This window comes from Nitrospira sp. (assembly GCA_030692565.1).
In the GTDB taxonomy this organism is placed as follows: Bacteria; Nitrospirota; Nitrospiria; order Nitrospirales; family Nitrospiraceae; genus Nitrospira_D.
In genome coordinates this window covers 21662-46728 of sequence record JAUYAO010000050.1, presented here as the reverse complement: position 1 = coordinate 46728, position 25067 = coordinate 21662, and the positions used below count along the sequence as shown (strand labels likewise).

Below are 25067 nucleotides of genomic sequence, written 5' to 3'. Positions count from 1 at the left end.
TGACAGCAGGATCTCCCTCTCGGTACTATCCCGTCCCATGACGGTAATCATGACCACGCCGCAGGTGACGCCGATCGTCCGCGATCAGATCGTCAAGATCGAGTTCTGGCCCATCGATATCCCGATCACCGACCCATTCGTCGTCGCGACCGGGGCCCGTGTGGTCGCGGAAAACATCTTCGTCCGTATCACGCTGCACGACGGAACACAGGGCTATGGAGAATCTGCGCCCTTCCCGGAGGTCGGTGGAGAGACTCGCGAATCCTGCCTGACCACTCTCCGCCGGCTCGCCGCAACGTTGATCGGAGTATCGGCTGGACACTATGCCCTATGCGCCGCCGACATGGCACAGGCCGCTCCCGCTTATCCTGCGGCCCGGTGTGGGCTTGAGACGGCTATGATCGATGCGCACTGTCGATCGACACAGGTTCCCATGTGGCAGCTCTGGGGCGGGCAAGACATCCGCCCGCGGGAAACCGACATCACCATTCCCATCGCCACCCTTGAAAAATCTGTAGCCTTAGCCAGCGGCTGGTACGCACAAGGCTTTCGCCTCTTCAAAATGAAAGTGGGCAATGATGTGGAGCAGGATATCCGTCGACTGGAAGCGGTACATCATGCACTGCCGGGCATTTCATTTATCGGCGATGGGAATCAGGGGTTCTCTCGTGAGGAGTGCCTGGCATTTGCCAGAGGTGTCCGACGATTCGGGGGAACCATGGTCCTCCTCGAACAGCCGGTCGTGCGGGACGATCTCGACAGTATGACGGCAATTCGTCGGGACACCGGTATCCCCGTGGCCGCCGATGAGTCGGTTCGCTCACTGGCGGACGCCCGCACCGTGATCGCGCAGGCTGCGGCAGACTACATCAATATCAAAATCATGAAGACGGGCGTGGTCGAAGCAGTCGCCATTGCAGAAACGACGCTCGCGGCCGGATTGAAACTGATGGTGGGGGGAATGGTCGAAACCCGCATCGCGATGGGCTGCTCGTTCAGCCTCGTCCTGGGGATGAAGGGTTTTGCCATCCTGGATCTCGATACGCCATTACTCTTGGCGACTGACCCCGTGCAAGGGGGCTATGGTTATCGAGGGGCTCACCTTGAGCCCTGGGTCGGACCCGGCCTCGCTCTCGCTGCCCAGCCAAACCACAAGGTTGAAACCGTCCAGTAATCATCTCTATTTTGAGCTCATCCCGATGGATTGGTTCGAATGTGTGACGGTTCGCTGACCGCTACTTGCTGAAGAGCTCGACCCCAAACTCCCACCGGCCAGCGGGTCATCCCCCAATCCTCCCCCGTCTCCAGGCTGTGACCCCGCAGAGCCTCCCGACCCCGGCAGAGACCCCGCACTGCCGCCTCCCGCCCCGGAGGACGCCGCTGTTGCAGACACCACCGACTTATCCACGGTCATATGTCCATCCTGATACTGCGTCAACACAAGTCTCGTCGATCCATCCGCATCCCCCTTCGCATAGGCATAGGCCTGATAGGCGATCCCATCGGTCCCTCCAAGAAATCGCATTCCGACTGAATAGAATTTCAGCGGAGGAATGGGATTGAAGCCGATCGCACCCAAATCGCCGGCGAAGGATCCGCTCTGAGCATGGTGAAGCTGCTGCAACCGATGGATCTCCGTCAGCGCGACTTCTGCTTCGACTGATTGCGCTTTCTTGGTGAAATGGCGGTAGGACAACATGGCCACCGACGCAAGAATCCCGACGATCGTGACCACGACCATCAACTCGATGAGCGTGAAACCCTTCCGGGATACAAGCGTAGCCTTCATAGATCAGCGGCCCTGCTTAAACGAAAACTCGCCGAGGACCTTTTCAAGGGACGCTGCTGCCTGCTGCACCTTCTGAACGGACTCCGGACTCTCCAGTTGGTTCGATGCCAGAGCCGCCTGAATCACTGCCGTCTGGCGATGGATGTCTCCAAACGCCTGTTCGACCTTGGCCAGCGCCTGGTTGGCCGTTGATGCCAGCTCATCCAGGCGATCGGACTGCCTAAACTGTAAGCGCCGGCTCAGATTCCCCTTCGCCCATTCCTGGATACTCTGGTCTAGCTGGACCAGCGGCCCCGCCACCCGGCGGGTCAGAACCAGGCTGAAAATGACGGCCCCAAGAAACAGGACCGGCACGGCCACCGACACGGTTTCGCTGAGCAATAACATCTCGCTGGCGGCGGCCTGACGCTCTGCAAGCGAGCCGCCACCGTACAACGTGATCATCGGCCCAAGATGCGGTCCGTAAAAGGCCAGCGTGAAGAACAAGGTGGAATACAAGAAGAGCATGAAGCCAACCCAGGCCGCATACCCCCTTTGCACGCGATGCAGAAAAAACCCCTTCCGATGCTCCTGCGAGGACGGCCCCGTCAATGTCGCGGTAGGCATAGCCCTCTCCCTTCGAACCGCCTGGCAGAGATCAACTCCTGGATGCCAGGCGTTATCGGGAAGGCTACCACCGGAAGGTGGCGGCACCAAGCAATTCAGTTATTTGAGTGGAGAAAGGCAGCCATGCCGCTGGCATGAAGAATCACGCGACCGGGGGAGACAGGTCCGGCTCCTGGCAGCGCTTACAAAATAGCAACTGGCCAAGCTGGCGCTCCCGGCCTTCCGGTGTGAGCACCCAGGGGCGAGAGAAGAACGGCGGTTGATGGCGCACATGCTGCCCATGGCCGCAAGCCAGGTCGGCGACCCAGTCGCGATACTCATCCAGGTGGTACCCGACGATCGGTTGATTCATACGCGCTCAGCAGACATCGAATCAGCCGCCAGCGATTCCTTGTTCGCTGGCGAACGAGGGTTACCGCTTTTCAAACGGCCGTTCCTGGCGTTCTGAGGCCGACACAAATCCCCAATGCTCTTCCGCATCCTCATCAAACGCTCCAACGAAGATGACGTCTCTGTCGAGGTGCCGGAATTCCGAGAGCGTAATACTGCACTGGCGAACGTCGATCACACGGGCATCGAATTGTCCGACGACATAGACCTGGGCCTTGGCCGTAACATACACATTGCGGCGACTGGTGTGGCCGGTGTCGGGGAAAAGGTCTACCGTCTCCGTGCAGTTACCCGCGCGTCCGATCGTCATGGCCAGGTTATGCCGGGACAGAAACGGATCGGTAGCGACTCGCACGACCGTCAGCCGGAGACCGGTCCCTGGGATTTCAGTGGACGCCGGCTCCGGCACACCGCTATTGCACGCGCTCAACAAGCCAATCGCAGCGACGAGGATATACCGCCGCAGGAGTCGCATTACTTCGCCGCCGGAATCTTCGGGGCAGCGCCAATGGCATCCAGACCCGCTTCGGCACAGGCATCGTCTAGATGAGTCCCGGGCGCACCGCCGACACCGATCGCACCAACCACCTCTCCACCGATCTCGATCGGCAAGCCGCCGCCCAGCATCAGAATCTGCTCATTCATATCCCGCAACGCCTGTAGCGTCGGCGTCCGGCTCATGAGATCAGCCAATTCGCTCGTCGCACGACGCAAACTCGCTGCGGTGTACGCCTTCTTTCGACTGCTATCAATGGTATGCGGACCAGCTCCATCCGCCCGTCCCATCGCGCGCAGCAAGCCCGCGCGATCGACGACCGACGCGCTCACGCGATACCCGTCTTTCTTGCAGGCATCGACAGCAGCCTGAGTGGCCCGTTGAGCCAGGCTCAAGGGCAAGACTGATTCTTTCGGCATCTCTTGGGCGACCGCAATGCCAGGCCCGAACATCAGACTTCCAACAAGGACAGCACGCCGCAGCAACACGTGATCCATACGACACCCCTTTATGTATAAACAATGAGCGCAAGCGAGAATGAATCAAGAGAGTAGTAAGGCGGACGGGGACTGTCAAGCACGTATCATCTCGCGGAACGGCCTTGATCTCCTCGGGAGATTGCTCACGAAAGTGATTGGGAGAAAATACTGCCACGGACGGGAAAGAAAGAGCGGAGGAAGCGCAGGACTACATCCAAACGACACGTTCCTGATTGAGGAGATAATCGATGACTTCGATACTCTCACGCATCTGGGTCTGAGCCTTATCGGACATCGGGAGGACCGCTCCGACGAGCTTCCCAGACTCCATGTCTTCCAGAGAAGGGATTCCGTCACCGGATCTGGTATCGAAATCCTGTCGGAAGCTGGCCAATGGAAACCTCCTGGTAGATGCTTATCGGCCCTACTCTCGGTTTTCTTGAGAGGCGTGAGGTCGGGAGAGCAGAACCGTAGAGAAAGCATACCACACGGTTTCAATCTGTCAGGGACACAGACCATCGCGTGATGTTTCAACGACTTTAGCGCTTGGAGGAAAGCTTTTGAACGGGAGGAAGCGCACCGAGAAATGGGAACTGGCCTCTATTAAGAGCCCCGCTATCTGACCGAAGCCGGAAATCGTCGTGCTCCGCATCGACGAAGCGAGGATCACCTAAAACGTCCGAATCCTGTTTCAAATCAGGCGCGGGAGTATTCGGAGATCCGGCGCGCATGTAGTCACCTTCGCTGTTAAACAGCGCATTGAACGAGGTCGTGACCCGGCTGGACGGAGCGACCAGAAAACCGACCTTATTCAGGCCGATAACATTTCCGGACGCATCGCTCTGGGACGCACCGAGAAAGGCTGCTCCGCCTCCGTTTTTCACAAGGGTGTTGCCGACCAGCGAGGCCTTCGCCTTGTCGTTCACCACGACGGCTTCGAACAGACTCCGGATAATGACATTTCGTTCCAATCGCACGTCCGACTTGCCGGCAACATTCACCCCATGGTCGTTGTCATGAATCACATTACCAACCAAGACAGCTTGTGAGTCGGAAAACTGCACGCCCGTCGTCTCGCTGCCGCCGATTACACAGTCTTCAATGCGCACATCCTGCACCTGCTGTCCGAAGAGCATCCCCTTGACGTGAAGATTACGCAGCGTGATCCCCTTGCCGTTAAAAATCCCGAGCGCGTGACCGCCATGCTCATTGATCGTCAACCCGCTGATTTCGATATTGGTGGCCCCATACGGCCACTTCCCTACGTGCAGCACCCCCACAAGGTCTTCGCGGCCCAACATCGTGACCTTGTCCACTCCGGCCCCGATCAGCTTGATCTTGTCCTTGCTGTGGATGGTGAGGTCTTGGGCATAGGCGCCAGGCTTTAAGAATACCGTGTCGCCTTTCTTCGCGGCATCCACGGCCTCCTGGATCGACGTGAAGTCCCCAGTGCCATCGAGCGCGACGGTAATGGTTCGAGGAGCCGTTACTGAAGGCTCTTCCGCCCAAGCCGGACTGGCCAAACTCAACAAGCACCCGATTGCGAACATCAGATTGCGCATAGGTTAGGTCTTACAGGCGCACACGGCAGCCTGTCAACCGTGTTTCTTGTGAGGTCGGCACCCCCGTGATAAGCTCCGCCGCCATGATCCTAGTGGGACTCACAGGCGGCATCGCCACCGGCAAGAGTACGGTCGCCGGCATGTTCAAACGCTGCGGTGCCGTGATCATCGATGCCGATGCGCTGGCGCGGGAAGTCGTTCAACCAGGCAAACCAGCCTGGAGGGAGATCGTCAACGCATTCGGCAAGACGGTCCTGAACCCTGATCGCACATTGAATCGCCCGGCCTTGGGTGCGAAAGTCTTTGGGCATCCTGCCAAGCTGCGCCAACTTGAGCAAATCATCCATCCCCGTGTCGCACGCGAACAGATCAGGCTGACGAAACAAGCTGCCAGGAAAGATCCCAAGGCAATCGTGATCTACGACGTTCCCCTGCTTTTCGAAGCCGGTATCGACACACGCATGGATACCACCATCGTCGTGAACGCCGACCGTGAAACCCAAATCGCCCGCCTTAAGAAGCGCAACGGCCTCTCCCGCGCCGAAGCCCTTCGACGGATCAAGAGCCAGATGCCGCTGACAAACAAATGCCGCCGCGCCGACTATGTGCTAGATGGAACTCTTTCGCTTCCACAACTCAAAAATCAGGTTCGGTCCCTGTACCGATCAATACGTACGTCAACCTGACTTCCCCTCCCCATGCATTCTCTTTTCTCACTGTGTTAGATTCCATTCCCATGCACAACGTTGTCATCATTGGTTCAGGACCGGCCGGATTGACCGCCGCCATCTATACGGCGCGCGCCAATCTGTCCCCCCTGCTCATCGAGGGCTGGCAATCCGGCGGTCAACTCACGACGACGACCGAAGTTGAGAACTATCCCGGTTTCGCCAAAGGCATCATGGGCCCGGAGTTGATGAAAGAAACCCGGGCGCAAGCCGAGCGGTTCGGCACCGAGTTTCTCACCGGCGATGTCACAGCCGTGGACCTCGCACAACGGCCGTTCACTTTGACCATCGATGGGGAGCAAACCGTCCAAACCCAGACGGTCATCATTGCGACCGGCGCCTCGGCCATTCCCATCGGCCTCAGGAACGAATCAAGACTGACCGGGCACGGCGTCTCCACTTGCGCGACTTGCGATGGGTTTTTCTTCAAGGGGAAGGAACTCATCGTCGTCGGCGGGGGCGACAGTGCACTGGAGGAAGCAAACTTCCTGACCAAATTCGCCACGAAAGTTTCGATCGTCCATCGGCGGGACAAACTGCGCGCCTCAAAGATCATGCAAGACCGGGCTCTGCATAATGAGAAGATCAGTTTCATCTGGAACACGGTCGTCGAAGACATCCTGGGCTCGGAAGTCGTCACCGGCGCGCGGCTCAAGAACGTGGTAACCGGAAAAATCGCTGACGTTCCTTGTGCCGGCGTCTTTGTCGCCATTGGCCATCGACCCAACACCGCGCTCTTTGCAGGGCAGATCGACATGGACGAAAAGGGGTATATCCGGACGCACACCGGCACGGCTACGAATGTCCCGGGCGTCTTCGCCGCCGGCGACGTGCAGGACTCGACCTATCGCCAAGCCGTCACCGCCGCAGGCTCCGGCTGCATGGCCGCCATCGACGCGGAACGTTTTCTAGAAACACCTGGCCATAACCTCTGAACTTCCTGGGGATGCTCAAAACAGTCGTCCAACAAGGCCGCAGGCGAGGCAAACACCGGAGGCGTACCCTCTGGGGTACGTTGAGAATGTTGGCAAGCCGAGAACGAATCCAGAGGAAAGGCGCGTCTTGGCGCGCCTGGGCCGGGCGGGTGAGAAAGCGGCTATTTTCAGCATCCCACTAACACCATGAGATGCGCCATCGTCCACTACCACGAACTTGCCCTCAAAGGTCGCAATCGCGACTACTTCGAGGATCTCCTGGTTCGCAACATCCAGTTGGCCCTCAGCGATCTTGGGGTCAGGCAGGTCGAAAATCTTCGCAGCCGCATCCGGGTGATCCTTCCGTCAGAAGCCAACCGTGACATCATTCGCCAGCGGCTGTCCCGCGTCTGCGGCATTGCGAACTTTTCACTGGCCGACTCCGTGCCGCTCGATCTGGCGCACCCCAACTTCGAGGCTCTCAGCGCGGCCATCATTGACGAGCTTCGAACGAAATCCTATTCGACCTTCCGCGTGACGGCGAAGCGCGCCGATAAGCGCCTGCCGTTGACGTCAATGGACGCGGAACGCATCGTCGGTGCTGCCATCCACGAACAGACGGGCAAAGCCGTCAGCCTCAGAGACCCCGACATCACCGTCTATCTTGAGATGCTTTCCCGGGATGTCTATTTCGCAATCGAAAAGACCCCGGGCCCCGGAGGCATGCCGGTGGGAGTGAGCGGCAAGGTCGCCTGCCTCATCTCCGGCGGGATTGACTCGCCGGTCGCGTCCTATCGCATGATCAAACGCGGCTGCCGCGCCCTCTTCGTTCACTTCTCGGGCCGGCCACTCGTCAGTCGCGACTCGGAAGACAAAGTCCGCGATCTCGTGCAGACGCTCACCGCCTACCTGCACAAGTCCCGGCTCTACGTGATTCCTTTCGGAGAAATTCAACGCGAGATCGTCCTGAACACCCCGGCGCCGTTTCGCGTGGTGCTCTATCGCCGCATGATGCTCCGGATTGCGGAGGAACTCGCGAGGCGGGAACAGTGTTGGGGCCTCGTCACCGGAGACAGCTTAGGCCAGGTGGCGTCTCAGACCCCTGAGAACATTTCGGTAGTCGAAGAGGTGGCGGGCCTGCCGATCCTGCGGCCGCTCATCGGAATGGACAAACTGGAAATTACGGACGATGCGAAACGGATTGGCACGTACGAAACATCCATCGAACCGGATCAGGACTGCTGCAAACTGTTCACCCCGCCGCACCCCAGCACCAAGACACGCCTTGAGGAACTCCTCAACATCGAACGCGCGCTGGATATCCCCCGTCTGGTGAAACAGGGAGTCGAGAAAGCCGAGCTGTCGGAATTCATCTTCCCTGCGTAGCCCGGACCAACGCCTTCTCTCTGACAATCCGAAAATGCGTTTCCAGCTCCTGGCGCATCGCGACGGCAATGACCCAATCAGGCACAAACGTCTCGATCTCGACCAGCAACTCGAATTCCGCCTTCGTGTGTGTCCCTCCTTCTGCCGGAGACAAGGTCCACACGCGGCGATATTGCTTGAAATCTCCGCCCTTCAGTTCGGTCAACAGGCCACCGGTCGCCAGCGTCCGGGACTCGCTCAGCAGACGCCGCTCGCCGGCGAGCAGGGCATGTTCGATCCGGATATCGGTAAACACGCTGCCAGGCTGCTCACGAATCTCCGCCATCCGCATCCGCGTGTCAAAGAGGTTTGGCCAGTGGGCATAGTCAGTCAACATCTGCTGTATGATCCCCGGTTCGACCGGAAAAAGCACCGTGGCGGTCGCCTTGACCCCGCCGGTGGCCTGCACCTTCACCTCAAGTGAGACAGGATCACCGGGCCAGCACCAGATCGGGCTCAAGACACCTATCACGGCGAGACACGAAAGCAGTCGTTTGACCATGGCGCGATTATACCGGCCCCTCCCAGGGCCCGCGAGCAGGAATCGCAATTGACCGGGACAAATCACTCTGTGCTAGGATGCGTCATGCATCGCGCGTACTCAATTCTGCTGTGTCTGTTCGTGACGACCGGGCTTCAGTTTCCCCTGGCCGATACCGCCTCTGCCCAGCTGATGCAGGAATCGACCGCGACCACCGAACAGTCCTGCAGCTTCGGCATGGGAAAAGGTGAACCCTCCCACAGTTGTGCCGTGCCATTCCCTCCGGGCTGCCGTGTGGCCCAAGCTCCCGGCTCCTCCAAACCCTGGACGACCATCTCAACCGGCGGCCGGTTGCTGTGCCGGTTCGATGACAAACAAACCGACTGGAAGACCAAGATCACCGGGGCCTGCAATCGTTGCCAATCCGGTCATTGTTCCGCCCAGTTCAGCGTCCGCTACGATTGTTCGCCCCAACAGTAACCCTATGCCCCTCACTCGGGCGATCAAACAAGCAGCCCTCGCGCTCGGATTCGACGCCGTCGGGATCGCCCGCGTCGACACCCCCGGCTCACCGCAAACAACGCTCGCCACACGGCTGACCCAGTGGCTCCGGCGCGGCTACCACGCCACCATGGCTTGGATGGAGCGAGCGCCGGAGAAACGGGCTGACCCGCGCATCGTCTTACCTGGCTGTCGCTCCATCATTTGCGTTGGAATGAATTACCTGACCGACGAACGGGCCGACGAACAACCGGGATATGGCCGCATCGCCCGCTATGCCTGGGGGCGGGACTATCACGACGTACTCGGCGCGAAACTCAAACATCTGGAAGCACGAATCGCCACATTGGCCCCTCAGGCGATCACCCGGTCCTACGTCGATACCGGGCCGATCATGGAAAAGGCCTGGGCCGAACAGGCAGGGCTGGGCTGGATCGGCAAACATTCCAATCTCGTATCGCCGGACCATGGATCCTGGCTGCTTCTGGGAGAAATTCTCACGACCCTGGAATTGGAGGCCGACGAACCGGCAACGGACCTCTGCGGGAGTTGCACCCTCTGCATGCAGGCCTGTCCTACCCAGGCCATCACAGATCCGTATGTCGTCGATGCCAATCGCTGCCTCTCCTATCTAACGATCGAACATCGCGGAGAAGCCGCCACGATCCCGAACGACCTGCAGCGGCAATTCGCCAATCGTATTTTCGGCTGTGACGATTGCCTTGATGTCTGTCCGTTCAATCTGCGGGCGGGCTTCACCCGGGAACCGGCTTTTCAGCCCTCACCGCTCACACAAGCGCCCTCTCTGGAAAAACTGGCCCATATGGATGAGACGACCTTTCGTTCATCCTTTCAATACAGCCCCATCCGCCGGGCAAAACTGGTCGGACTCCAACGAAATGTAGCCATCGCCAGAGCAAACCAGCCGCCTTCTCCCTGAGTTCGGCGCCCCCTCCCCCTCTTTCATTCGGCCACAATGAAGAGTAGGCTGTCTCTAGTCGATCGGTGGTTCGCCAGGAGTCCTGACCAAGGAGCCCTCCGAATGAACCCTACGACAGTCCTTCTGATTTCACGTGATCCTCACATCCGGCGTGCCCTTGAGCAGGTCGTCCCCTCCCATGCCACTCTGCTCAACGTATCCGATGTGGCAGCGGGCCTCCGAGAACTCCACCGCCAGAACCTCGCACTCATTCTGTGCGAAGGCAGCCCGGAAACCGGCAAACCCCTGCTGCACCAGACCATCCTGCACCCAGGTTCTCCACCCGTCATTCTGATCGGACCGCATGATTCGGCGCGAGACGCGGTCGATGCCATGCGCGCCGGCGCCGCTGACTACCTGACCGCGCCTATCACGGTAGCCGACCTTGATGCTGCCGTTCGCCGCGCACTGTCTCTATCGAGCCCGCCGCTCACCGCCAAGCGGCCGGCGGACCGCTTCGACCTCATCATCAGCCGGTCCCCGCAGATGCAGCTCATCAAGCAATTGGCCCGTGAAGTGGCGCTGACGGACGCCACCGTCCTGATCACCGGGGAGAGCGGCACCGGCAAGGAACTCTTTGCCCAGGCCATTCACTCTGCCAGTCCACGAGCGCTCGGCCCGCTCATCGCGCTGAACTGTGCCGGCATTCCCGAACATTTGCTCGAGTCGGAACTCTTCGGCTATCACCAGGGCGCCTTCACCGACGCCAAACACACGAAGCCCGGACGGTTCCAACTCGCCGAAGGCGGCACGTTGTTCCTCGACGAAATCGGGGAGATGAGCGCCGCGGCTCAGGCCAAACTGCTGCGAGTCCTCGAAAATCGCACGATCGATCCGCTCGGCGATACGCACAGCCACAGGGTAAACATCCGAATCATCGCCGCGACCAACGAAGACCTCCCGGCTCATATCAAGACCGGGCGATTCCGTCTCGATCTCTACTACCGGCTCAATGTGTATCAGCTCCGCATTCCTCCGCTGCGCGAACGGCTGGAGGACATCGAGCCGATCCTGCATTACTTTCTGGCGCAAGCGCGCCGTGACCACGGCTGTCGCATCACCGGCATCAGCCCGGAGGCGTCAACCGTCCTCCGGCGTCATCATTGGCCGGGCAACGTCAGGGAGCTTCACAACGTGGTCGAGTGGCTTACGATTACCTGCAAGGCCAATCAGATCGAACCCCAGCACCTCCCGGCCTCCGTCAAAACCGGCAAAGCGCCCGAGCAGCCGAACGCCGAACTCAAGCCCTCGCTGCTCGCCTTCGGTCTGTCGTTTCAAGACATGGAGAAGAAGCTGCTGGAGGAAGCCCTCGGCAAATCAGCCGGGAACGTCTCAGAAGCCAGCCGGCTTCTCAAAATCACGCGCAACACGCTGCGCTATCGCATGGCCAAACACCACCTGTCATAGCGGGATGCTGAAAAAGATGATGGCGCAGCCCGGCTGGCCCTTTTCGCTTGCTGAGTGCCCAATCCAAGCCACCCTCAAGGGAATAAGCGGAGAACAGAGCGCTTATTAGGGGGGGGGTTGCATTGCGAGATTACCCCTGCGGGCAGCAACCGAGTCCATCACCGAGACTCAGAGCACCTTCCAGACAAAACCTAGGGCATCTAAGCGCCGACGACGGTCTGGTGACATGGCATCTCTGGTGCGGCGCTGCACGCCGACCCACTGCCCTAACCGAAAGCCTTGTTCGAGATGGCTCTTAGGCACACGACCGTGTCCTTCACGCTGGCGAAAGATTTCGAGGAAACAGAAGCCTTCTTCCCACTGAGCAGTACGGGCATCCCACACAAACCCCAGTGCGTCGAGCCGCTGACGGCGTTCGGGCAGCAATTTGTCTTGGGTTGCGCGTTGCACGCCAACCCACTGTCCTAGACGAAAGCCTTGCTCACGATAGCTTGTAGGCACACGACAATGTCCCTCACGTTGGTGAAACAGTTGTAGATAGCGAAAGCCCTCTTCCCACGAAGTCGCGAATTTATTCCACACAAAATCCAGCGCGTCCAGCCGCTGACGACGTTCGGAAGGCATGGTGTCTCTATTTTGGCGTTGTTTGTCGACCCACTGTCCCAACCGAAAGCCTTGCTCACGATAACTTGTAGGTACACGACAATGCCCTTCCCGATGGCGAAAGAGTTCCAGGAAGCGAAAACCCTCTTCCCACGAAGCGGTCAAAACATCCCATACGAATCCCAGCGCGTCCAGCCGCTGACGACGTTCTAGTGACATACTATCTTTGTTGTCGCGTTGCACGCCAACCCACGTCCCTAAGCGAAAGTCTTGCTCGCGATGGCTTGTCGATACGCGGCAATGTCCTTCCCGCTGACGAAAGCTTTCGAGGGAGCGGCAGCCCTCTTCCCACTGAGCGGTACGGGCATCCCACACGAAGCCCAGCGCGTCGAGCCGCGCACGGCGGTCTGGCAACAGAACGTCTCTGGTGGTGCGTTGCACGGCAACCCACTGTCCCAACCGATAGTCTTGCTCGCGATAGAGTTGAGGCACGAGACAATGTCCTTCTCGCTGGCGAAAGATTTCGAGGGAGCGGAAACCTTCTTCCCACTGAACGATACGGGTATCCCACACAAACCCGAGTGCATCAAGCCGCTGACGGCGCTCGGGCAGCATGGTGTCTTGAGCTGTGCGTTGATTGGTGACCCACGATCCTAACCGAAAGCCGGAGATTGGGTCGCGGTAGCTATGGGGCATGAGACAGTCCCCTTGAGCCTTGCGATAGCATTCGAGGTAGCGAACGCCCTCTTCCCACCAATCCTCATGTCGATCCCAGACGAAGTCGAGCGCGTCTAGGCGCTGGCGGCGTTCGGGTGGCATGGTGTCTTGGGCTGCGCGCTGAACGGCAACCCACGATCCTAACGGATAGCCTTGCTCGTGATGGCGTTGAGGCACACGACAATGCCCTTTAGTCTTGCGGTAGCGTTCGAGATAGGCAATGCCTTCTTCCCACTGAGCTACAAATTTATCCCATACAAACCCAAGCGCGTCGAGCCGATGACGACGATCTGGGGACATCCTATCTTTGTCGTCGCGTTGATGGCTAACCCACGATCCTAACCGAAAGCCTTGCTCGCGATGGCTGATAGGTACGAGACAGTCCCCTTCCCGCTGCTTATAGTCTTTGAGCCGCCCGTACCACTCATCCCAACTGCTGCCAATGCGATCCGCGATGGCAATACTGATGCTGGTATTCAGGCGCTCCAGGTCAACCGCAGGACCAATGATTTCCACCTTCTCGTGTAATCGCCTGAGATCAAACGGTGCGCCAGCGCCTTTGCGCTCTCGCAGTTCACGAATAATGTCGAGTAAGTCCTCATCATGCTCTTGCATGGCATTGAGTACATCGGCGACTTGGTCAAACGCTTCGGACTCAATTGCCTCATCCAGACTCTTCTGCTTGCAGTCAGCGGCAAATAACGGCACCACGACATAGCCCAAAGTCTTGGTGCTGGCTCCTCGCGGTTTTCGCATCGCTCGTCCCGTCGCTTGGGCAATATCGATACGGCTCTGTTTGGGATCGAGAAATGCCACCATATCGACCGCCGGCACATCCACCCCTTCGGTCAGACAGCGCGCGTTGGTGAGCACCCCGTTCTCAGCATGGCGAAAGGCATCGAGCAGGGCTTTTCGTTCGGAACTTCGTTGTTTGCCATGCACATGGCGCACGTCATAGCCGTTGAGATAGCGTCCGATGCCATGCGTGGTGTCACTGGCAAACTCTTCTGCCGCTTTGACGCGGCTATGAAAGGTCAGGGCTTTTGTGGCGCCTGTTTTCTTGACCGCTTGCTGAAAGGCGAGCAGATTGGCTACCCATCGTGCCTGCACGAGAGCAGTCTTGACCAGCGTAATTCCGTGTTTCCACGCAAAGTCACTGACCATATGTTTGTCGATGAGCGAAATGACGACTTTATACGGGCAGATAATGTCCCGCTTCGCAGCACTCGCAAACGAGAGCGTATGGGCGCGTATGCCGTAGACCTGTGGATCGTCCATCGACTGAATGCGAAACTCGCCTTCTTTATCGCGATGGCGAATGTCGTAATGACGGGGAGTGGCGGTGAAGAACAGCCGCTTCCTGATGCGTAGGCGCTCATCGGAGAGTGCATAGCTAAACGCGCCACCCTCTCGTCCTGTGGTTTTGTGGGCTTCATCAAAGATGCCGATGTCAAATGTGTAGCCTGCTGAGCCTGCGCCCACCACGGGCGACGACTGATAGGTCGAGAAAATGACTTTCACCTCATCCGTGGGATGGGCGAGGAAACGGGTGACTTCATCGGGGTTGGTATCAATGCGAAACTCAACATCAGAGGGACGGACTTCTAATTCATCATTCGCTAAGCCTACGGTTTGATCTGAACAGACACAGAGATAGCGAAAGCCTGGCGTAAAGGTGTGATGCTTACTCCACTCACCCAGCGTCTGTTGGAGGAGCGTCAGGGACGGCAGCAAGACGAGCACGGTTTTCGGTTGTGCGTCTTGTGATGCCCACAAGGAGACCAGGGTTTTACCTGTACCGCACGCCATGACGACGGTAGCGCGATCATGTGTGTTGAGCGCCGTCTTGATGTCTGCCAGTGCGGCGGTTTGATAGGGCTTGGGGGTGGCAGGAGACCGCGGCAGCGGCCTTGCTTTCAGCCACGCTTCAATTCGGGCGAGATCCTCTGGTTCAAGCGCACGAAAATCATCGCCGCGGACCAGCCGCATCCCGCCACGATTGAGCGCATCGTCAGCGAGTTCGCTGGCAGTCGTGAAGATGACGCGCTCAGTAAAGCGTTCGGTGATGCCGAGGAACGGTGCGACTTCGGTATAGGTGAGATAACCCTTCTGGCGGTATTTGACTTGATAGGCGACATGCGTCCCGAGGCGGCTTTCATACACGCCATCAATCCCCTTCGCATCGCTGGGAAGATTGTACTGTTGCCGTAGCGTCAGGGGAATGTCGCCCACGACCCAGTGGGTGACGCACTGCATAATGGATTGAGTGGCGAGAAACCCTTCGACGAAAATCTCAAAGACATCGCCACGGTCTTTCTCCTCCGCAATGCCATTGACTCGTTGCTCGAAATCGTGGAAGGAGGTGAGTGCGTCAAAGATGCCTGTCGCGATCCAATGTCTCGCTTTGACGTGCTTGGCGGACATGCAGTTTCCTCTAGACGGAGAAATCTCTGCGGACAGCGGCATTATAGCTGGTTACTCACGTCAACCGCCTTGAGAAAGTTCGCAGCCATCGTCGAGAGTTTCCTTGCCCTCAAAGCGGAGGTCCGAGGAAGAGAAACAGTCTTGACTATCAAGTGCGCTGAGGCTGTTCCGTCCGTCAGCGCGTTCCACCAGAGCTTTCTCTGCGCCGCATCTCCCCCAAAGGAATCGCCAGACAGGCTTTTAGCGCGCGCATCGAGCGACCACCGCTTCATCGTGGGGGCGCTGCGAGCAAGAAGGATGGTTGTCTGCTCCCTCACACAGCCTTGGCCGGCTTGAGATGCAGCTCCGCCTGCACTCGTTCAAGCACAAAGAGTTTCAGGAGCGTCTGGTAGGGGACATCGCGCTTGTTGGCCAATGTCTTGAGTTGGTCCAGAAGAGATTTTGGCAGCCGCAGCGAGATCGTCTCCGTCGATGGCTTGAGCTTTGGAAAGATCATCCTGCGGCTTTTGGAGTAATCGATATACTCCGTTGAGTCATGCGACGCCCAAAAGGCGGCTTCCTGCGCGTCACTCTTGAACGTCGGTTTCGGCTTTAACTTGCTCATCGTACGTCCTCCGTTCCTTCACACTCATGTCTCTCGCCGAGATGACCCGCACTCTTCGCTTGCGGATGGTGAACACGAGAAAGAGCCGCCGGCCAGCGTCGGCTTGCCCCAGCACATAGTAGCGGGCCTCAGTGAGAGAGTGGACGTAGTCATCGGCCACGACCAGCGGGAGATTGAAGAACGCCTGTTCGCACTCCCACGGAGTAACGCGATGCTTATCCCAATTCTTCGTGAGATTCGCCTCATCCCAATCGAACCCTTCAAGCCCCAACAGTCTCTTCATGCGCGCCCTAGTCTGTATACGATAACAATATACCGACCTATTTCACCTCGTCAATACTACTCCTCTCATTACCCCGCAAGACCTCCTTACCGAATCGACACGATCGTCACTCCATCCCCGCCTTCCGCCCGATCACCCGGGCGCGTGGTGGCCACATACGGAGAGTCTTTCAAAGACGCTCGTAACGAGGCTTTCAGCTTGCCCGTCCCATGTCCATGAATGATGCGCAAGAACGGAGCGCCGTCCAATGTCGCCCGATCCAGCGCGGCAATGACGTGATCAAGCGCCTCATCAGCCGCCTGCCCGCGCACATCGACCACCGTCTGTTCGTCGAGACCCAGCCCACCGCCGGTTGAAAACTTGCGCGGAGTTGATGCGGACGCGGGCGACAGAGGTGTTGGCGCCGCCGCACCGGATGCAACGCCAATGAGGTTCGCCACCGTGGCCAGGACTTCACCTTCGCCCACTTTCACCCGAACGCGTTTCTTCCCCTGCGGATCTTCGAGCAGAATGCCGGTCATACCCAGCCCGGCGATTTCCACTTGGTCGCCGATTCGGAGCTGTTCGACCGGAATCGGTGCGCCGGCAGGAACCAGTTCGTGTTTGGTCTGGATTTCCAATTCACTGAGACGCTGGGAGGTCTCCTTGGCCTTGATCAGCTTCTGCTCGCGCTTGAGGGCATCGACGGTCGCCTGCACCTCCGCCCGCGCCCGCTGAAACTGCTCGCCCAGCTTCTTCTTCAACCCCTTCCGCGCTTCCAGTTCCGCCTCTTCCAAGCGTGCCTGCAACGCCTTCGCTTCAACGGCGGCGCGTTCGGCCTCGACTCGCGCCTGCGCCGCCCGTTCCACATCGTCGGCCAACTGCCGCTGTTTCTGCTGGAGATCGACCATGAGGTCTTCCAACCGTCGGTCATCCTTGGGCAAGCGCTGACGCGCATCGTCCAAAATCTTTCCATCCATCCCGAGACGACCGGCGATCTCCAATGCCGACGAGCCTCCGGGCACACCGAGAAACAAGCGGTAGGTCGGCGCCAAGCGAGTCACATCAAACTCAACACTGGCATTGGCAAATCCCGGCATCGTTTGGGCCAGTTCTTTCAACGGTCCGTAGTGAGTCGTCACCACGACTTTCATATTCAGCGATGCGAGGTGGCACAACAGGGCTTCTGCCAGCGCCGCCCCTTCCTGCGGATCGGTCGACGTCACCGGTTCGTCGAGTAAGACCAGCGACTGTCCGGTATCCGCCCCGCTGCTCAGCGACCGTGCCGACTCTGCGAGCAATTGCACCATCTGCGACATGTGGGCGGAGAAACTCGAAAGGTCACGGCTCAGATCCTGTGCATCACCGATGTCGGCATAGAGCGCTGGGAAGATGGCCATCTCCGACTCGGGGGCACAGGGGAGATGCAACCCCGCTCGCACCATCAGCGAAAACAAACCGACAATCTTCAGCGTGACCGTCTTGCCACCGGTATTGGGACCGGAAATAACCAGGACGCGAATGGACTCATCGAGCAGAATATCGTTCGCCACAATGTCATCTTTTGCCAGGATCAACAGCGGATGACGGGCCTGTTTCAGCAGGACCCGCCCCTGCTCATTCAACAGGACGGGATTGGCCTTGAGCCGCCGGCTGAACGCCGCCTTCGCCTGCACCGCATCAAGCTCCGCCAGTCCTTCGACCCCGGCCTGCAACGCCTCCGCCTGCCCGGCCACCAGAAGCGTGAGCTCGCGCAGGATGCGCCGCACTTCCCGCTCGATCTCCAGATCGGCGACCTTGATCGAGTTGTTCAACTCCACCAGCTCGCGCGGCTCAAGAAATACCGTCGCGCCGCTGGCCGACACATCGTGCACAATCCCCGGCATACGCCCTCGCATGTCCGCCTTCACCGGCAGCACATAACGGCCTTCCCGCTGAGCGAAATACGTTTCCTGCAGAACGTCCTCGTATCGACTGGAGTGCAGTATCCGATCCAACTGCTCGCGCATACGCTGTTTCAGTTCCTGCGCGGCATGGGTCAGGCGCCGCAACTCCGGCGTGGCCGATTCTTTGATCGCCCCATCGGGCTGAATCGCGGCGTCGAGCGCCCGCGTTATCTGCTGAAGCTCGCGAGTCGATTGCAGGCCCTCTGCCAGAGCCACCACCATAGGGACCTCGTGTGCATGGCGAGCGCAAAAGCGCGCGACCTCGTCCATCCGTGTCAACACGAGTCCGCAGTCCCGCAACTCCAGCGCCTCAAGCACGCCCCCCTTGCTGGCCCGTTCGACGAGCTCGCGCGTATCCGGAAACGACAGCACCGGGGCCGGATCACTCCCATCGCTAAGCCGCAACCACTCCGTCGTCTCCTGCTGACGCCTGACAAGACCCTCTAGATCATTACCCAGAGCCATCGCCCGACAACGTGCAGCCCCCAGCGCGGATTGAGCTCCTCGTGCCAGGCACTCAAGGACCTTCGGCCACTCCAATGCCTGCGCGGCTTTCTCCGACAGCGTATCCGCCATCCGTCCCTCACCTCCCAAACATCACTCTTTCCAGCGGGAACTCTAGCGAAGAGGGATCCGGAGAAGCAACCCGCCTTGCGCCACACAGCCCCCCTTGTTTCTACTGAGGCCACCGTTGGGGAAAAGGCCTCAAATACTGGGGTTTCTTCACGTATTCCTACCTTCGTATAGCTTGACAAGGGTTCGGACCGCCGATACTATCGCGAACACGATTGCCGGTGATCTGCGACCGGTTTGCTATTCAGTAAAGGACATGACGACATGGCTATTCGCGTAGGAATCAATGGATTTGGGCGTATCGGACGAAACGTATTGCGGGCTTCCCTGGGAGACCCGGCTCTGGAATTTGTCGCCATCAACGACCTCACGGATGCGAAAACGCTCGCCTATCTTTTGAAATACGACTCTGTACATGGCACGCTCGGCGTCAGTGTGGAAGCCAAAGGGGATCAGATTATCGTCGATGGCAAGCCGATCAAGGTGCTGGCCATTAAGGACCCGAAGGAACTCCCCTGGAAAGAGCTCAATGTCGACGTGGTTATCGAATCGACGGGGCGTTTCACCGACCGCGAAGGCGCGGGCAAGCATTTGGCGGCCGGAGCCAAACAAGTCATCATCTCGGCGCCCGCAACGGATCCGGATGTGACGATCGTGCTCGGCGTGAACGACAGCACCTTCGACCCGAAGACTCATCACATTATTTCGAATGCCTCCTGCACCACGAACTGCCTCGCGCCGGTCGCCAAAGTGTTGTTGGAAAATTTCGGCATCAAGCACGGCGTCATGACGACCATCCACTCCTATACCAACGATCAGCAATTGCTTGATCTTCCGCACAAGGACCTGCGGCGCGCACGCGCGGCCGGCATGTCGATGATTCCGACCAGCACCGGCGCAGCCAAGGCGCTCCATCTGGTGATCCCCCAGTTGAAAGGCAAATTGGATGGGTTGGCCATTCGCGTCCCAACCCCGAACGTCTCCCTGGTCGATCTCACAGTGGAAACCGAGAAAGATTGCACCATCGAGGAAGTGAACGCGGCCTTCAAGAAAGCCGCCGACGGCCCGCTGAAGAACATCTTGCTCTATTCGGAAGATCCGATTGTCTCGATCGACAAAAAAGGCGACCCGCATTCAGCGACCCTCGACGCTCCGCTTACCAATGTGATCGATAAGCGCATGGTCAAAGTCACCGCCTGGTACGACAACGAGTGGGGCTACTCCTGCCGCGTGCGGGACCTGATCAAGCTCACCGCGGAGCGGGCCAAAGGAAAGTAGCCAACGGGCGATCGGCATTCACGCGGGATGCACGTCTGAACGCGACCTGCTGCGGAGGCCTGTAAAGGAGCTCTCATGAATTTGCGCAAGCAAACCATCGATGACGTCAAGCTTCGAGGAAAGCGCGTGATCATCCGCGCGGACTTCAACGTTCCCCTCGACGAGTCGCTCCAGATCACCGACGACACCCGCATCCGCTCGACGCTGCCGACGATCAACCGTGTCGTCGACGAAGGCGCCATGGTCATTCTTTGCTCTCACCTGGGACGCCCGAAGGGAGCGTTTGACCCGAAGTATAGCTTGGCCCCGGTAGCGAAGCGGCTGAGCCGGTTGCTCGGCAAAGAAGTGATCTTCGCGCCGGATTGCATTGGGCCCGCCGTCGAGAAGCTGGTCGCAAAAATGAATCCGGGCGATGTGATGCTGCTGGAGAATCTTCGTTTTCATCCGGGCGAGGAAAAGAACGATGACGCCTTCGCAAAGGCGCTCGCGTCACTCGGCGACGTCTTTGTGAATGATGCATTTGGCGCCGCGCACCGGGCGCACGCCTCAACCGTCGGGATCACCAAATTCATCAAGGCTTCGGCTGCGGGCGCGCTCCTGAAGAAAGAAATCGAGTACCTGGAAGGCGCCGTGGAAAATCCGGTGCGCCCGTTCGTCGCCATTCTCGGCGGCGCCAAGGTGTCCGGAAAAATCGGGGTCATCGAAAACCTGGGGAAGCGTGTCGACAAGGTCATCATCGGCGGCGGTATGGCCTTCACCTTCCTGAAAGCCAAGGGCCTGGAAATCGGCAACTCCCTCGTTGAAAAAGACATGCTCGATTTTGCGCGAGGCATTGAGGAGCATGCCCTGTCCCGGGGAGTGAAATTTTATCTCCCCGTCGATTGCGTCGTCGCCGCCAGCCGTGAGCCCGGCGCTGAAACGAAGATTGTTCCCGTGCAAGAAATTCCTAAAGGGTGGTACGGGCTGGATATCGGGCCGGCGTCCGTGAAGTTGTTCAGCGAGGCCCTGCAGGATGCCAAAACGATTTTGTGGAACGGTCCCATGGGAATGTTCGAAATCGATGCCTTCGCCCGCGGAACGCTGTCCATCGCCCATGCCGTGGGTAATGCCTATGCGTTGACGATCGTCGGAGGCGGTGAAACCGCCATGGCCATTCACCGGGCAGGGGAATCGGACAGCATCTCCTTCATTTCAACCGGCGGAGGCGCAGCCCTCGAACTTCTGGAAGGCAAGCAACTCCCCGGATTGGTCGCCCTCCCGGACCGAGCCCTCTAGACATTTGAGCCCACGTTCATCGTACGTCAGAACGAAGGACACTGTGCGCATACCCCTGATCGCCGGCAACTGGAAAATGAACAAGACCGCCTCCGAGGCGGCAACATTCGTCCGTGAGTTGGTTCAAAGGAAACTCCCCGCCTCCGCCGTCGAAATCGTCATCGCCCCGCCATTTACCGCGCTGGACTCCGTCCGTCAGACGCTGGGGTCCGGCTCATCCATCGGCCTGGCTGGCCAGAACCTCCACTGGGAGGACCACGGCGCCTATACCGGAGAAGTTTCCGCGCCAATGCTGAAAGATCTTGGCTGCCGGTACGTCATTCTCGGACACTCTGAGCGACGCGCCCTATTCGGCGAAGGTGACGACGTGATACGGAAGAAACTCGCTGCAGCCTTTCGGCATGGGCTCAAGCCGATCCTCTGCGTTGGTGAATCGTTGGACCAACGTGAAGCAGGACGCACGACAGAGATCATCACCGGACAGCTCAAGGAAAGCCTGGCAGGGTTCGAAGCCGCACAACTGGCGACCCTCACCATTGCCTACGAGCCGGTCTGGGCCATCGGAACGGGAAAAGCCGCATCGCCGGAACAGGCGATTCCAGTGCATCAGACCATCAGACAACTCTTGCAGCAGGAATGGTCTTCCGCCATTGCGGAGGGAACCAGAGTTTTGTATGGCGGCAGCGTCACACCACAAAACGTGTCAGATTTTCTGGCGTCGGAAGAGATCGACGGCGCATTGGTCGGTGGGGCTTGCCTCAAGGTCGAGTCCTTTGCTAGTATCGCCACTCTCGCACAAAAACGATCGGGGCATTAAGCATGTTGTATACGCTGGTAGTCATTCTTCATGTGTTTGTCTGCTTCCTGATGATCGGCGCAATTTTGCTGCAGTCGGGAAAGGGAGCGGAAATCGGGGCGTCTTTCGGCGGCTCAAGTCAGACCGTCTTCGGAAGCCGTGGCCCCGCGAACTTCTTGAGCAAATTGACCGTCGGCGTCGCCGCGGTCTTTATGCTGACATCCTTTAGTTTGGCCATTCTCGCCAAGCAGCGGAACTTTGCGTCAACCGTGATCGATCTCAAGCCGAAAGAAACTTCGTCCGCCCCTGCGGCTCCTCCGGCCCCCGCGACAGAATCGCATCCGGCGGGGGATGCTCCGGCAGCCGCGCATTGATCCAACCTCTTTACGCAATTACAACGTTCCATCGATAGAGTGAGGCCCGCCTGCGAAGACTCGCAGGCGGGCCTCACTACGTTGCGATTATACCGAGACTCTGCCCCAGATCAATGTTCAGAGAAGCCCAATGGATCGAGCTATCGACTGTGCAGAGCTCGACAGAATTGTCAGATGCGGGTAATCCAGGATTCGTGCGCAGGATCCTCCCCGCGTACGATGGCAAAGAAGGCCTTCTGCAACGCGAGGGTAATGGGACCGGGCTTGCCCGTTCCGATTCGTCGATTGTCTATCTCCCGCACCGGTGTCAGTTCAGCCGCCGTGCCGGTGACGAATACTTCGTCGGCCAAATACATTTCGTCGCGGGTAAACCGCTCTTCCGTCACAGGGATATTCCGTTCCCGCGCCATGTCGATAATCGAGTTTCGCGTAATGCCTTCGAGAATGGACGTTAAGGGGGTGGTTTTGATTTTCCCGCGACGCACGATAAAGATATTTTCTCCCGTGCCTTCGGCCACGTATCCCTCGGGATCGAGCATGATGGCTTCATCGTACCCATCCGCTTTGGCCTCGCGCTTCGCCAGGATTGAATTCACATAGTACCCGGAAATTTTTCCCCGCGTCATCGACACGTTCACATGATGCCGGGTGAAGGACGACACCCGCGCACGCATCCCGTTGGCCAACGCCTCGTCACCGAGATAGGCCCCCCACCGCCAGGCGGCCACCGCCACCCTGATCGGGTTGTTGCCGGGATGCACGCCCATCGCCCCATAGCCGATGTAGACCAAGGGCCGAATGTAGCAGGCATCCAAGCGGTTCGCCCGTACGGTCTCCACAATCGCCTCGGCAATCTGTTTGCGATCGTAGGGCATCTCCATCATCCCGATATGCGCAGAATCAAACAGCCGGTCGACATGCTCCTGAAGCCGGAAGATCGCAGACCCCGATTTACCTTTGTAGCAACGGATTCCCTCGAATGCGGCCAATCCATAGTGCAGGGAATGCGTCAGAATATGGACATTGGCCTCAGCCCACGGAACCAACTTGCCGTCCATCCAGATCTTGTCAACAGGCTCTAACATCGACGAACTCTCCTCTGTAAACGAATCCCCACTGGCGGCGAAAACGAGCGCAAACTATAGCCTGGGCCTTGATAGGGGTCAAGCAAGCCCCAGCCTCCTCGTTGGCATTGTTCGGGGAAGTACCTTCTCGCGGAAAGAAAGACTAGGACGAAGCGCAGTAAGACCGCAGTCTGGCGCTCAAGAAGCTTCCCACCCGCTCCTCACCATCCGGAGCCAGCGTCACAATCTTGGCTCCGAAGAGCAGACCGCGAACCCATCGGACCACCACGCGCTGAATCTCCACAGGCTCGTCTTTATCAGGAAGCGAGAGACGCAGGACGAGCTCCATGCCGGGCACCACCTGATGATCACCCAGGACACGCATCCCATTCCTCGACATATTCACCACCGTCCCCTTCCCGAGAAACTCTCCCCCCATGTAATAGAGGAGACACCGGACCGGAATACGATGGTACGTTCGAATCACAAATCGCGTCGCTTGGGGCATGTCGCTCACCTCGCCGGGTAAAAATCTGGTATACATAGCCGGTCGCACGGCTGTTTGGGGGAGTCTCAGAGTACTGCCAATGACTCACGCCCTCCTAGCCCCCAAAAGAGGGTAGGAAGGAACCTGCACCAGTCACAACAATGGACGGGTTCTGAGGGAAGTCCCGGTCATTCGCTTGACACTCGGATCACCCCTCTGTTATATGAGCCGTTCTGCTTTGGAGGAGATATAGGACATGTACGCGATTATTGAAACGGGCGGGAAACAGTATCGAGTCGAGTCTGGGTCACTGTTGCAAGTGGCCACACTTGAAGGCGATGTGGGATCAACGATTGAGCTCGACCAAGTCCGGCTCGTGCACGGAGACGGCGGGGTGGTCATCGGACAACCTCTGGTGAAGGGCGCGAAAGTCACAGCGGAAATCGTCCGGCACGGACGCACCCGCTCGATCACCGTGTTCAAGAAGAAGCGACGCAAAAACTACCGGCGTACCCGCGGGCATCGTCAGGGCTTTACGAGCCTGCGCATCACCGGCATTGCAACGGCATAAGCACTTTATTGAGAAGGACCTGCCATGGCAACAAACAAAGGCGGCGGATCGTCACGGAACGGACGGGACAGTAACCCACAGTATTTGGGCGTCAAGGCCTATGGCGGCGAAACCGTCAAGGCCGGCAGCATCATCGTCCGTCAACGTGGAACCAAGTTTTTCCCCGGGTTTAATGTCGATCTCGGACGGGATCACACATTGTTCGCGCGAGTGACCGGCGTTGTGAAGTTCGAAGGTGGAGAAGACCGACGGAAAGTCAGCGTCTACCCTGCCCCTGTCAAAGCCTAACTCTCTTTTCTTTCGCGCTCACTACTCGGCTCAAAACCACCCTGACCC

The 25067-nt window shown here is 58.7% G+C and carries 27 protein-coding genes; 13 read left to right on the top strand and 14 right to left on the bottom strand.

What is annotated here, in order from left to right:
- Positions 1 to 49 precede the first annotated feature (49 nt).
- Positions 50 to 1174, top strand: coding sequence for a dipeptide epimerase (locus Q8N04_12945; protein MDP3091581.1), 1125 nt, complete (start codon positions 50 to 52; stop codon positions 1172 to 1174).
- A gap of 6 nt (positions 1175 to 1180) precedes the next feature.
- Here the strand turns inward: Q8N04_12945 and Q8N04_12940 are convergent, their stop codons facing one another.
- From Q8N04_12940 to Q8N04_12910, 7 genes are all read right to left on the bottom strand, one after another.
- Positions 1181 to 1789 carry a prepilin-type N-terminal cleavage/methylation domain-containing protein gene (locus tag Q8N04_12940; GenBank protein ID MDP3091580.1) on the bottom strand — a complete coding sequence of 203 codons (609 nt, stop codon included), beginning with the start codon at positions 1787 to 1789 and terminating at the stop codon, positions 1181 to 1183.
- A 3-nt stretch (positions 1790 to 1792) separates the two neighbouring features.
- Complete coding sequence (locus tag Q8N04_12935) at positions 1793 to 2395, bottom strand: methyl-accepting chemotaxis protein (protein ID MDP3091579.1); 603 nt, start codon at positions 2393 to 2395, stop codon at positions 1793 to 1795.
- Positions 2396 to 2537: 142 nt separating this feature from the next.
- The gene (locus tag Q8N04_12930; GenBank protein ID MDP3091578.1) at positions 2538 to 2747 is read right to left on the bottom strand and encodes a DUF3565 domain-containing protein; all 210 of its coding nucleotides are present in this window, start codon (positions 2745 to 2747) and stop codon (positions 2538 to 2540) included.
- Between the two features lie 60 nt (positions 2748 to 2807).
- Complete coding sequence (locus Q8N04_12925; protein ID MDP3091577.1) at positions 2808 to 3260, bottom strand: hypothetical protein; 453 nt, start codon at positions 3258 to 3260, stop codon at positions 2808 to 2810.
- Positions 3260 to 3778, bottom strand: coding sequence for a heme-binding protein (locus tag Q8N04_12920; GenBank protein MDP3091576.1), 519 nt, complete (start codon positions 3776 to 3778; stop codon positions 3260 to 3262). Before Q8N04_12920 ends, Q8N04_12925 begins: the two co-directional genes overlap by 1 nt.
- Positions 3779 to 3968: 190 nt before the next feature.
- Complete coding sequence (locus Q8N04_12915; GenBank protein ID MDP3091575.1) at positions 3969 to 4154, bottom strand: hypothetical protein; 186 nt, start codon at positions 4152 to 4154, stop codon at positions 3969 to 3971.
- 145 nt (positions 4155 to 4299) lie between these two features.
- Positions 4300 to 5322: a pectinesterase family protein gene (locus Q8N04_12910; GenBank protein ID MDP3091574.1), complete on the bottom strand. Its 1023-nt coding sequence runs from the start codon at positions 5320 to 5322 to the stop codon at positions 4300 to 4302.
- A gap of 65 nt (positions 5323 to 5387) precedes the next feature.
- Here Q8N04_12910 and coaE point away from each other — a divergent pair, with 65 nt between their 5' ends.
- The 3 genes from coaE (at position 5388) to thiI (ending at position 8350) form a co-directional block, all read left to right on the top strand.
- On the top strand, positions 5388 to 6008 hold the full coding sequence (coaE, locus tag Q8N04_12905; protein ID MDP3091573.1) for a dephospho-CoA kinase: 621 nt from the start codon (positions 5388 to 5390) through the stop codon (positions 6006 to 6008).
- Between the two features lie 50 nt (positions 6009 to 6058).
- Positions 6059 to 6985, top strand: a complete 927-nt coding sequence (gene trxB / locus Q8N04_12900; GenBank protein MDP3091572.1) for a thioredoxin-disulfide reductase — start codon at positions 6059 to 6061, stop codon at positions 6983 to 6985.
- Between the two features lie 186 nt (positions 6986 to 7171).
- Positions 7172 to 8350, top strand: coding sequence for a tRNA uracil 4-sulfurtransferase ThiI (thiI, locus tag Q8N04_12895; protein MDP3091571.1), 1179 nt, complete (start codon positions 7172 to 7174; stop codon positions 8348 to 8350).
- Here the strand turns inward: thiI and Q8N04_12890 are convergent.
- Complete coding sequence (locus tag Q8N04_12890; GenBank protein ID MDP3091570.1) at positions 8334 to 8891, bottom strand: hypothetical protein; 558 nt, start codon at positions 8889 to 8891, stop codon at positions 8334 to 8336. The genes thiI and Q8N04_12890 overlap by 17 nt on opposite strands.
- Positions 8892 to 8975: 84 nt before the next feature.
- On the opposite strand from Q8N04_12890, the gene Q8N04_12885 reads away from it, so the two are divergent.
- The 3 genes from Q8N04_12885 (at position 8976) to Q8N04_12875 (ending at position 11757) form a co-directional block, all read left to right on the top strand.
- The gene (locus Q8N04_12885; protein MDP3091569.1) at positions 8976 to 9350 is read left to right on the top strand and encodes a hypothetical protein; all 375 of its coding nucleotides are present in this window, start codon (positions 8976 to 8978) and stop codon (positions 9348 to 9350) included.
- Between the two features lie 4 nt (positions 9351 to 9354).
- On the top strand, positions 9355 to 10311 hold the full coding sequence (gene queG, locus Q8N04_12880; GenBank protein ID MDP3091568.1) for a tRNA epoxyqueuosine(34) reductase QueG: 957 nt from the start codon (positions 9355 to 9357) through the stop codon (positions 10309 to 10311).
- A gap of 102 nt (positions 10312 to 10413) precedes the next feature.
- Positions 10414 to 11757 carry a sigma-54 dependent transcriptional regulator gene (locus tag Q8N04_12875; protein MDP3091567.1) on the top strand — a complete coding sequence of 448 codons (1344 nt, stop codon included), beginning with the start codon at positions 10414 to 10416 and terminating at the stop codon, positions 11755 to 11757.
- A gap of 168 nt (positions 11758 to 11925) precedes the next feature.
- On the opposite strand, the gene Q8N04_12870 is transcribed toward Q8N04_12875, so the two are convergent.
- The 4 genes from Q8N04_12870 to Q8N04_12855 all read right to left on the bottom strand — a co-directional run bounded on the left by Q8N04_12870 (position 11926) and on the right by Q8N04_12855 (position 18889).
- Positions 11926 to 15501 carry a Helicase associated domain protein gene (locus Q8N04_12870; protein ID MDP3091566.1) on the bottom strand — a complete coding sequence of 1192 codons (3576 nt, stop codon included), beginning with the start codon at positions 15499 to 15501 and terminating at the stop codon, positions 11926 to 11928.
- Positions 15502 to 15814: 313 nt separating this feature from the next.
- Positions 15815 to 16105 (bottom strand): BrnA antitoxin family protein, encoded by a 291-nt coding sequence (locus Q8N04_12865; GenBank protein MDP3091565.1) that lies wholly within the window; start codon positions 16103 to 16105, stop codon positions 15815 to 15817.
- Complete coding sequence (locus tag Q8N04_12860; GenBank protein MDP3091564.1) at positions 16068 to 16388, bottom strand: BrnT family toxin; 321 nt, start codon at positions 16386 to 16388, stop codon at positions 16068 to 16070. Before Q8N04_12860 ends, Q8N04_12865 begins: the two co-directional genes overlap by 38 nt.
- Before the next feature lie 86 nt (positions 16389 to 16474).
- Complete coding sequence (locus tag Q8N04_12855) at positions 16475 to 18889, bottom strand: endonuclease MutS2 (GenBank protein ID MDP3091563.1); 2415 nt, start codon at positions 18887 to 18889, stop codon at positions 16475 to 16477.
- 261 nt (positions 18890 to 19150) lie between these two features.
- On the opposite strand from Q8N04_12855, the gene gap reads away from it, so the two are divergent.
- From gap to secG, 4 genes are all read left to right on the top strand, one after another.
- Positions 19151 to 20164 (top strand): type I glyceraldehyde-3-phosphate dehydrogenase, encoded by a 1014-nt coding sequence (gap, locus tag Q8N04_12850; protein ID MDP3091562.1) that lies wholly within the window; start codon positions 19151 to 19153, stop codon positions 20162 to 20164.
- A 75-nt stretch (positions 20165 to 20239) separates the two neighbouring features.
- The gene (locus Q8N04_12845) at positions 20240 to 21439 is read left to right on the top strand and encodes a phosphoglycerate kinase (GenBank protein MDP3091561.1); all 1200 of its coding nucleotides are present in this window, start codon (positions 20240 to 20242) and stop codon (positions 21437 to 21439) included.
- A gap of 43 nt (positions 21440 to 21482) precedes the next feature.
- Complete coding sequence (gene tpiA / locus Q8N04_12840; GenBank protein ID MDP3091560.1) at positions 21483 to 22256, top strand: triose-phosphate isomerase; 774 nt, start codon at positions 21483 to 21485, stop codon at positions 22254 to 22256.
- Positions 22257 to 22258: 2 nt separating this feature from the next.
- Complete coding sequence (gene secG / locus Q8N04_12835) at positions 22259 to 22609, top strand: preprotein translocase subunit SecG (protein ID MDP3091559.1); 351 nt, start codon at positions 22259 to 22261, stop codon at positions 22607 to 22609.
- A 170-nt stretch (positions 22610 to 22779) separates the two neighbouring features.
- Here the strand turns inward: secG and Q8N04_12830 are convergent, their stop codons facing one another.
- Together Q8N04_12830 and Q8N04_12825 are read right to left on the bottom strand one after the other, a co-directional pair.
- The gene (locus Q8N04_12830; GenBank protein MDP3091558.1) at positions 22780 to 23694 is read right to left on the bottom strand and encodes a branched-chain amino acid transaminase; all 915 of its coding nucleotides are present in this window, start codon (positions 23692 to 23694) and stop codon (positions 22780 to 22782) included.
- 142 nt (positions 23695 to 23836) lie between these two features.
- Positions 23837 to 24181: a PilZ domain-containing protein gene (locus Q8N04_12825; protein ID MDP3091557.1), complete on the bottom strand. Its 345-nt coding sequence runs from the start codon at positions 24179 to 24181 to the stop codon at positions 23837 to 23839.
- Positions 24182 to 24416: 235 nt separating this feature from the next.
- On the opposite strand from Q8N04_12825, the gene rplU reads away from it, so the two are divergent.
- Together rplU and rpmA are read left to right on the top strand one after the other, a co-directional pair.
- Positions 24417 to 24731 carry a 50S ribosomal protein L21 gene (gene rplU, locus Q8N04_12820; protein MDP3091556.1) on the top strand — a complete coding sequence of 105 codons (315 nt, stop codon included), beginning with the start codon at positions 24417 to 24419 and terminating at the stop codon, positions 24729 to 24731.
- Between the two features lie 24 nt (positions 24732 to 24755).
- On the top strand, positions 24756 to 25019 hold the full coding sequence (gene rpmA / locus Q8N04_12815) for a 50S ribosomal protein L27 (protein ID MDP3091555.1): 264 nt from the start codon (positions 24756 to 24758) through the stop codon (positions 25017 to 25019).
- Positions 25020 to 25067 lie beyond the last annotated feature (48 nt).

What these genes read in the sequence shown, in the direction of transcription:
- Q8N04_12945 (MDP3091581.1), top strand. Translation starts at nt 50, where the DNA reads ATGACCACGCCGCAGGTGACGCCGATCGTCCGCGATCAGATCGTCAAG.
- Q8N04_12940 (MDP3091580.1), bottom strand. Translation starts at nt 1,789, where the DNA reads ATGAAGGCTACGCTTGTATCCCGGAAGGGTTTCACGCTCATCGAGTTG.
- Q8N04_12935 (MDP3091579.1), bottom strand. Translation starts at nt 2,395, where the DNA reads ATGCCTACCGCGACATTGACGGGGCCGTCCTCGCAGGAGCATCGGAAG.
- Q8N04_12930 (MDP3091578.1), bottom strand. Translation starts at nt 2,747, where the DNA reads ATGAATCAACCGATCGTCGGGTACCACCTGGATGAGTATCGCGACTGG.
- Q8N04_12925 (MDP3091577.1), bottom strand. Translation starts at nt 3,260, where the DNA reads ATGCGACTCCTGCGGCGGTATATCCTCGTCGCTGCGATTGGCTTGTTG.
- Q8N04_12920 (MDP3091576.1), bottom strand. Translation starts at nt 3,778, where the DNA reads ATGGATCACGTGTTGCTGCGGCGTGCTGTCCTTGTTGGAAGTCTGATG.
- Q8N04_12910 (MDP3091574.1), bottom strand. Translation starts at nt 5,322, where the DNA reads ATGCGCAATCTGATGTTCGCAATCGGGTGCTTGTTGAGTTTGGCCAGT.
- trxB (MDP3091572.1), top strand. Translation starts at nt 6,059, where the DNA reads ATGCACAACGTTGTCATCATTGGTTCAGGACCGGCCGGATTGACCGCC.
- thiI (MDP3091571.1), top strand. Translation starts at nt 7,172, where the DNA reads ATGAGATGCGCCATCGTCCACTACCACGAACTTGCCCTCAAAGGTCGC.
- Q8N04_12890 (MDP3091570.1), bottom strand. Translation starts at nt 8,891, where the DNA reads ATGGTCAAACGACTGCTTTCGTGTCTCGCCGTGATAGGTGTCTTGAGC.
- Q8N04_12885 (MDP3091569.1), top strand. Translation starts at nt 8,976, where the DNA reads ATGCATCGCGCGTACTCAATTCTGCTGTGTCTGTTCGTGACGACCGGG.
- queG (MDP3091568.1), top strand. Translation starts at nt 9,355, where the DNA reads ATGCCCCTCACTCGGGCGATCAAACAAGCAGCCCTCGCGCTCGGATTC.
- Q8N04_12875 (MDP3091567.1), top strand. Translation starts at nt 10,414, where the DNA reads ATGAACCCTACGACAGTCCTTCTGATTTCACGTGATCCTCACATCCGG.
- Q8N04_12870 (MDP3091566.1), bottom strand. Translation starts at nt 15,501, where the DNA reads ATGTCCGCCAAGCACGTCAAAGCGAGACATTGGATCGCGACAGGCATC.
- Q8N04_12865 (MDP3091565.1), bottom strand. Translation starts at nt 16,105, where the DNA reads ATGAGCAAGTTAAAGCCGAAACCGACGTTCAAGAGTGACGCGCAGGAA.
- Q8N04_12860 (MDP3091564.1), bottom strand. Translation starts at nt 16,388, where the DNA reads ATGAAGAGACTGTTGGGGCTTGAAGGGTTCGATTGGGATGAGGCGAAT.
- Q8N04_12855 (MDP3091563.1), bottom strand. Translation starts at nt 18,889, where the DNA reads ATGGCGGATACGCTGTCGGAGAAAGCCGCGCAGGCATTGGAGTGGCCG.
- gap (MDP3091562.1), top strand. Translation starts at nt 19,151, where the DNA reads ATGGCTATTCGCGTAGGAATCAATGGATTTGGGCGTATCGGACGAAAC.
- Q8N04_12845 (MDP3091561.1), top strand. Translation starts at nt 20,240, where the DNA reads ATGAATTTGCGCAAGCAAACCATCGATGACGTCAAGCTTCGAGGAAAG.
- secG (MDP3091559.1), top strand. Translation starts at nt 22,259, where the DNA reads ATGTTGTATACGCTGGTAGTCATTCTTCATGTGTTTGTCTGCTTCCTG.
- Q8N04_12830 (MDP3091558.1), bottom strand. Translation starts at nt 23,694, where the DNA reads ATGTTAGAGCCTGTTGACAAGATCTGGATGGACGGCAAGTTGGTTCCG.
- Q8N04_12825 (MDP3091557.1), bottom strand. Translation starts at nt 24,181, where the DNA reads ATGCCCCAAGCGACGCGATTTGTGATTCGAACGTACCATCGTATTCCG.
- rplU (MDP3091556.1), top strand. Translation starts at nt 24,417, where the DNA reads ATGTACGCGATTATTGAAACGGGCGGGAAACAGTATCGAGTCGAGTCT.
- rpmA (MDP3091555.1), top strand. Translation starts at nt 24,756, where the DNA reads ATGGCAACAAACAAAGGCGGCGGATCGTCACGGAACGGACGGGACAGT.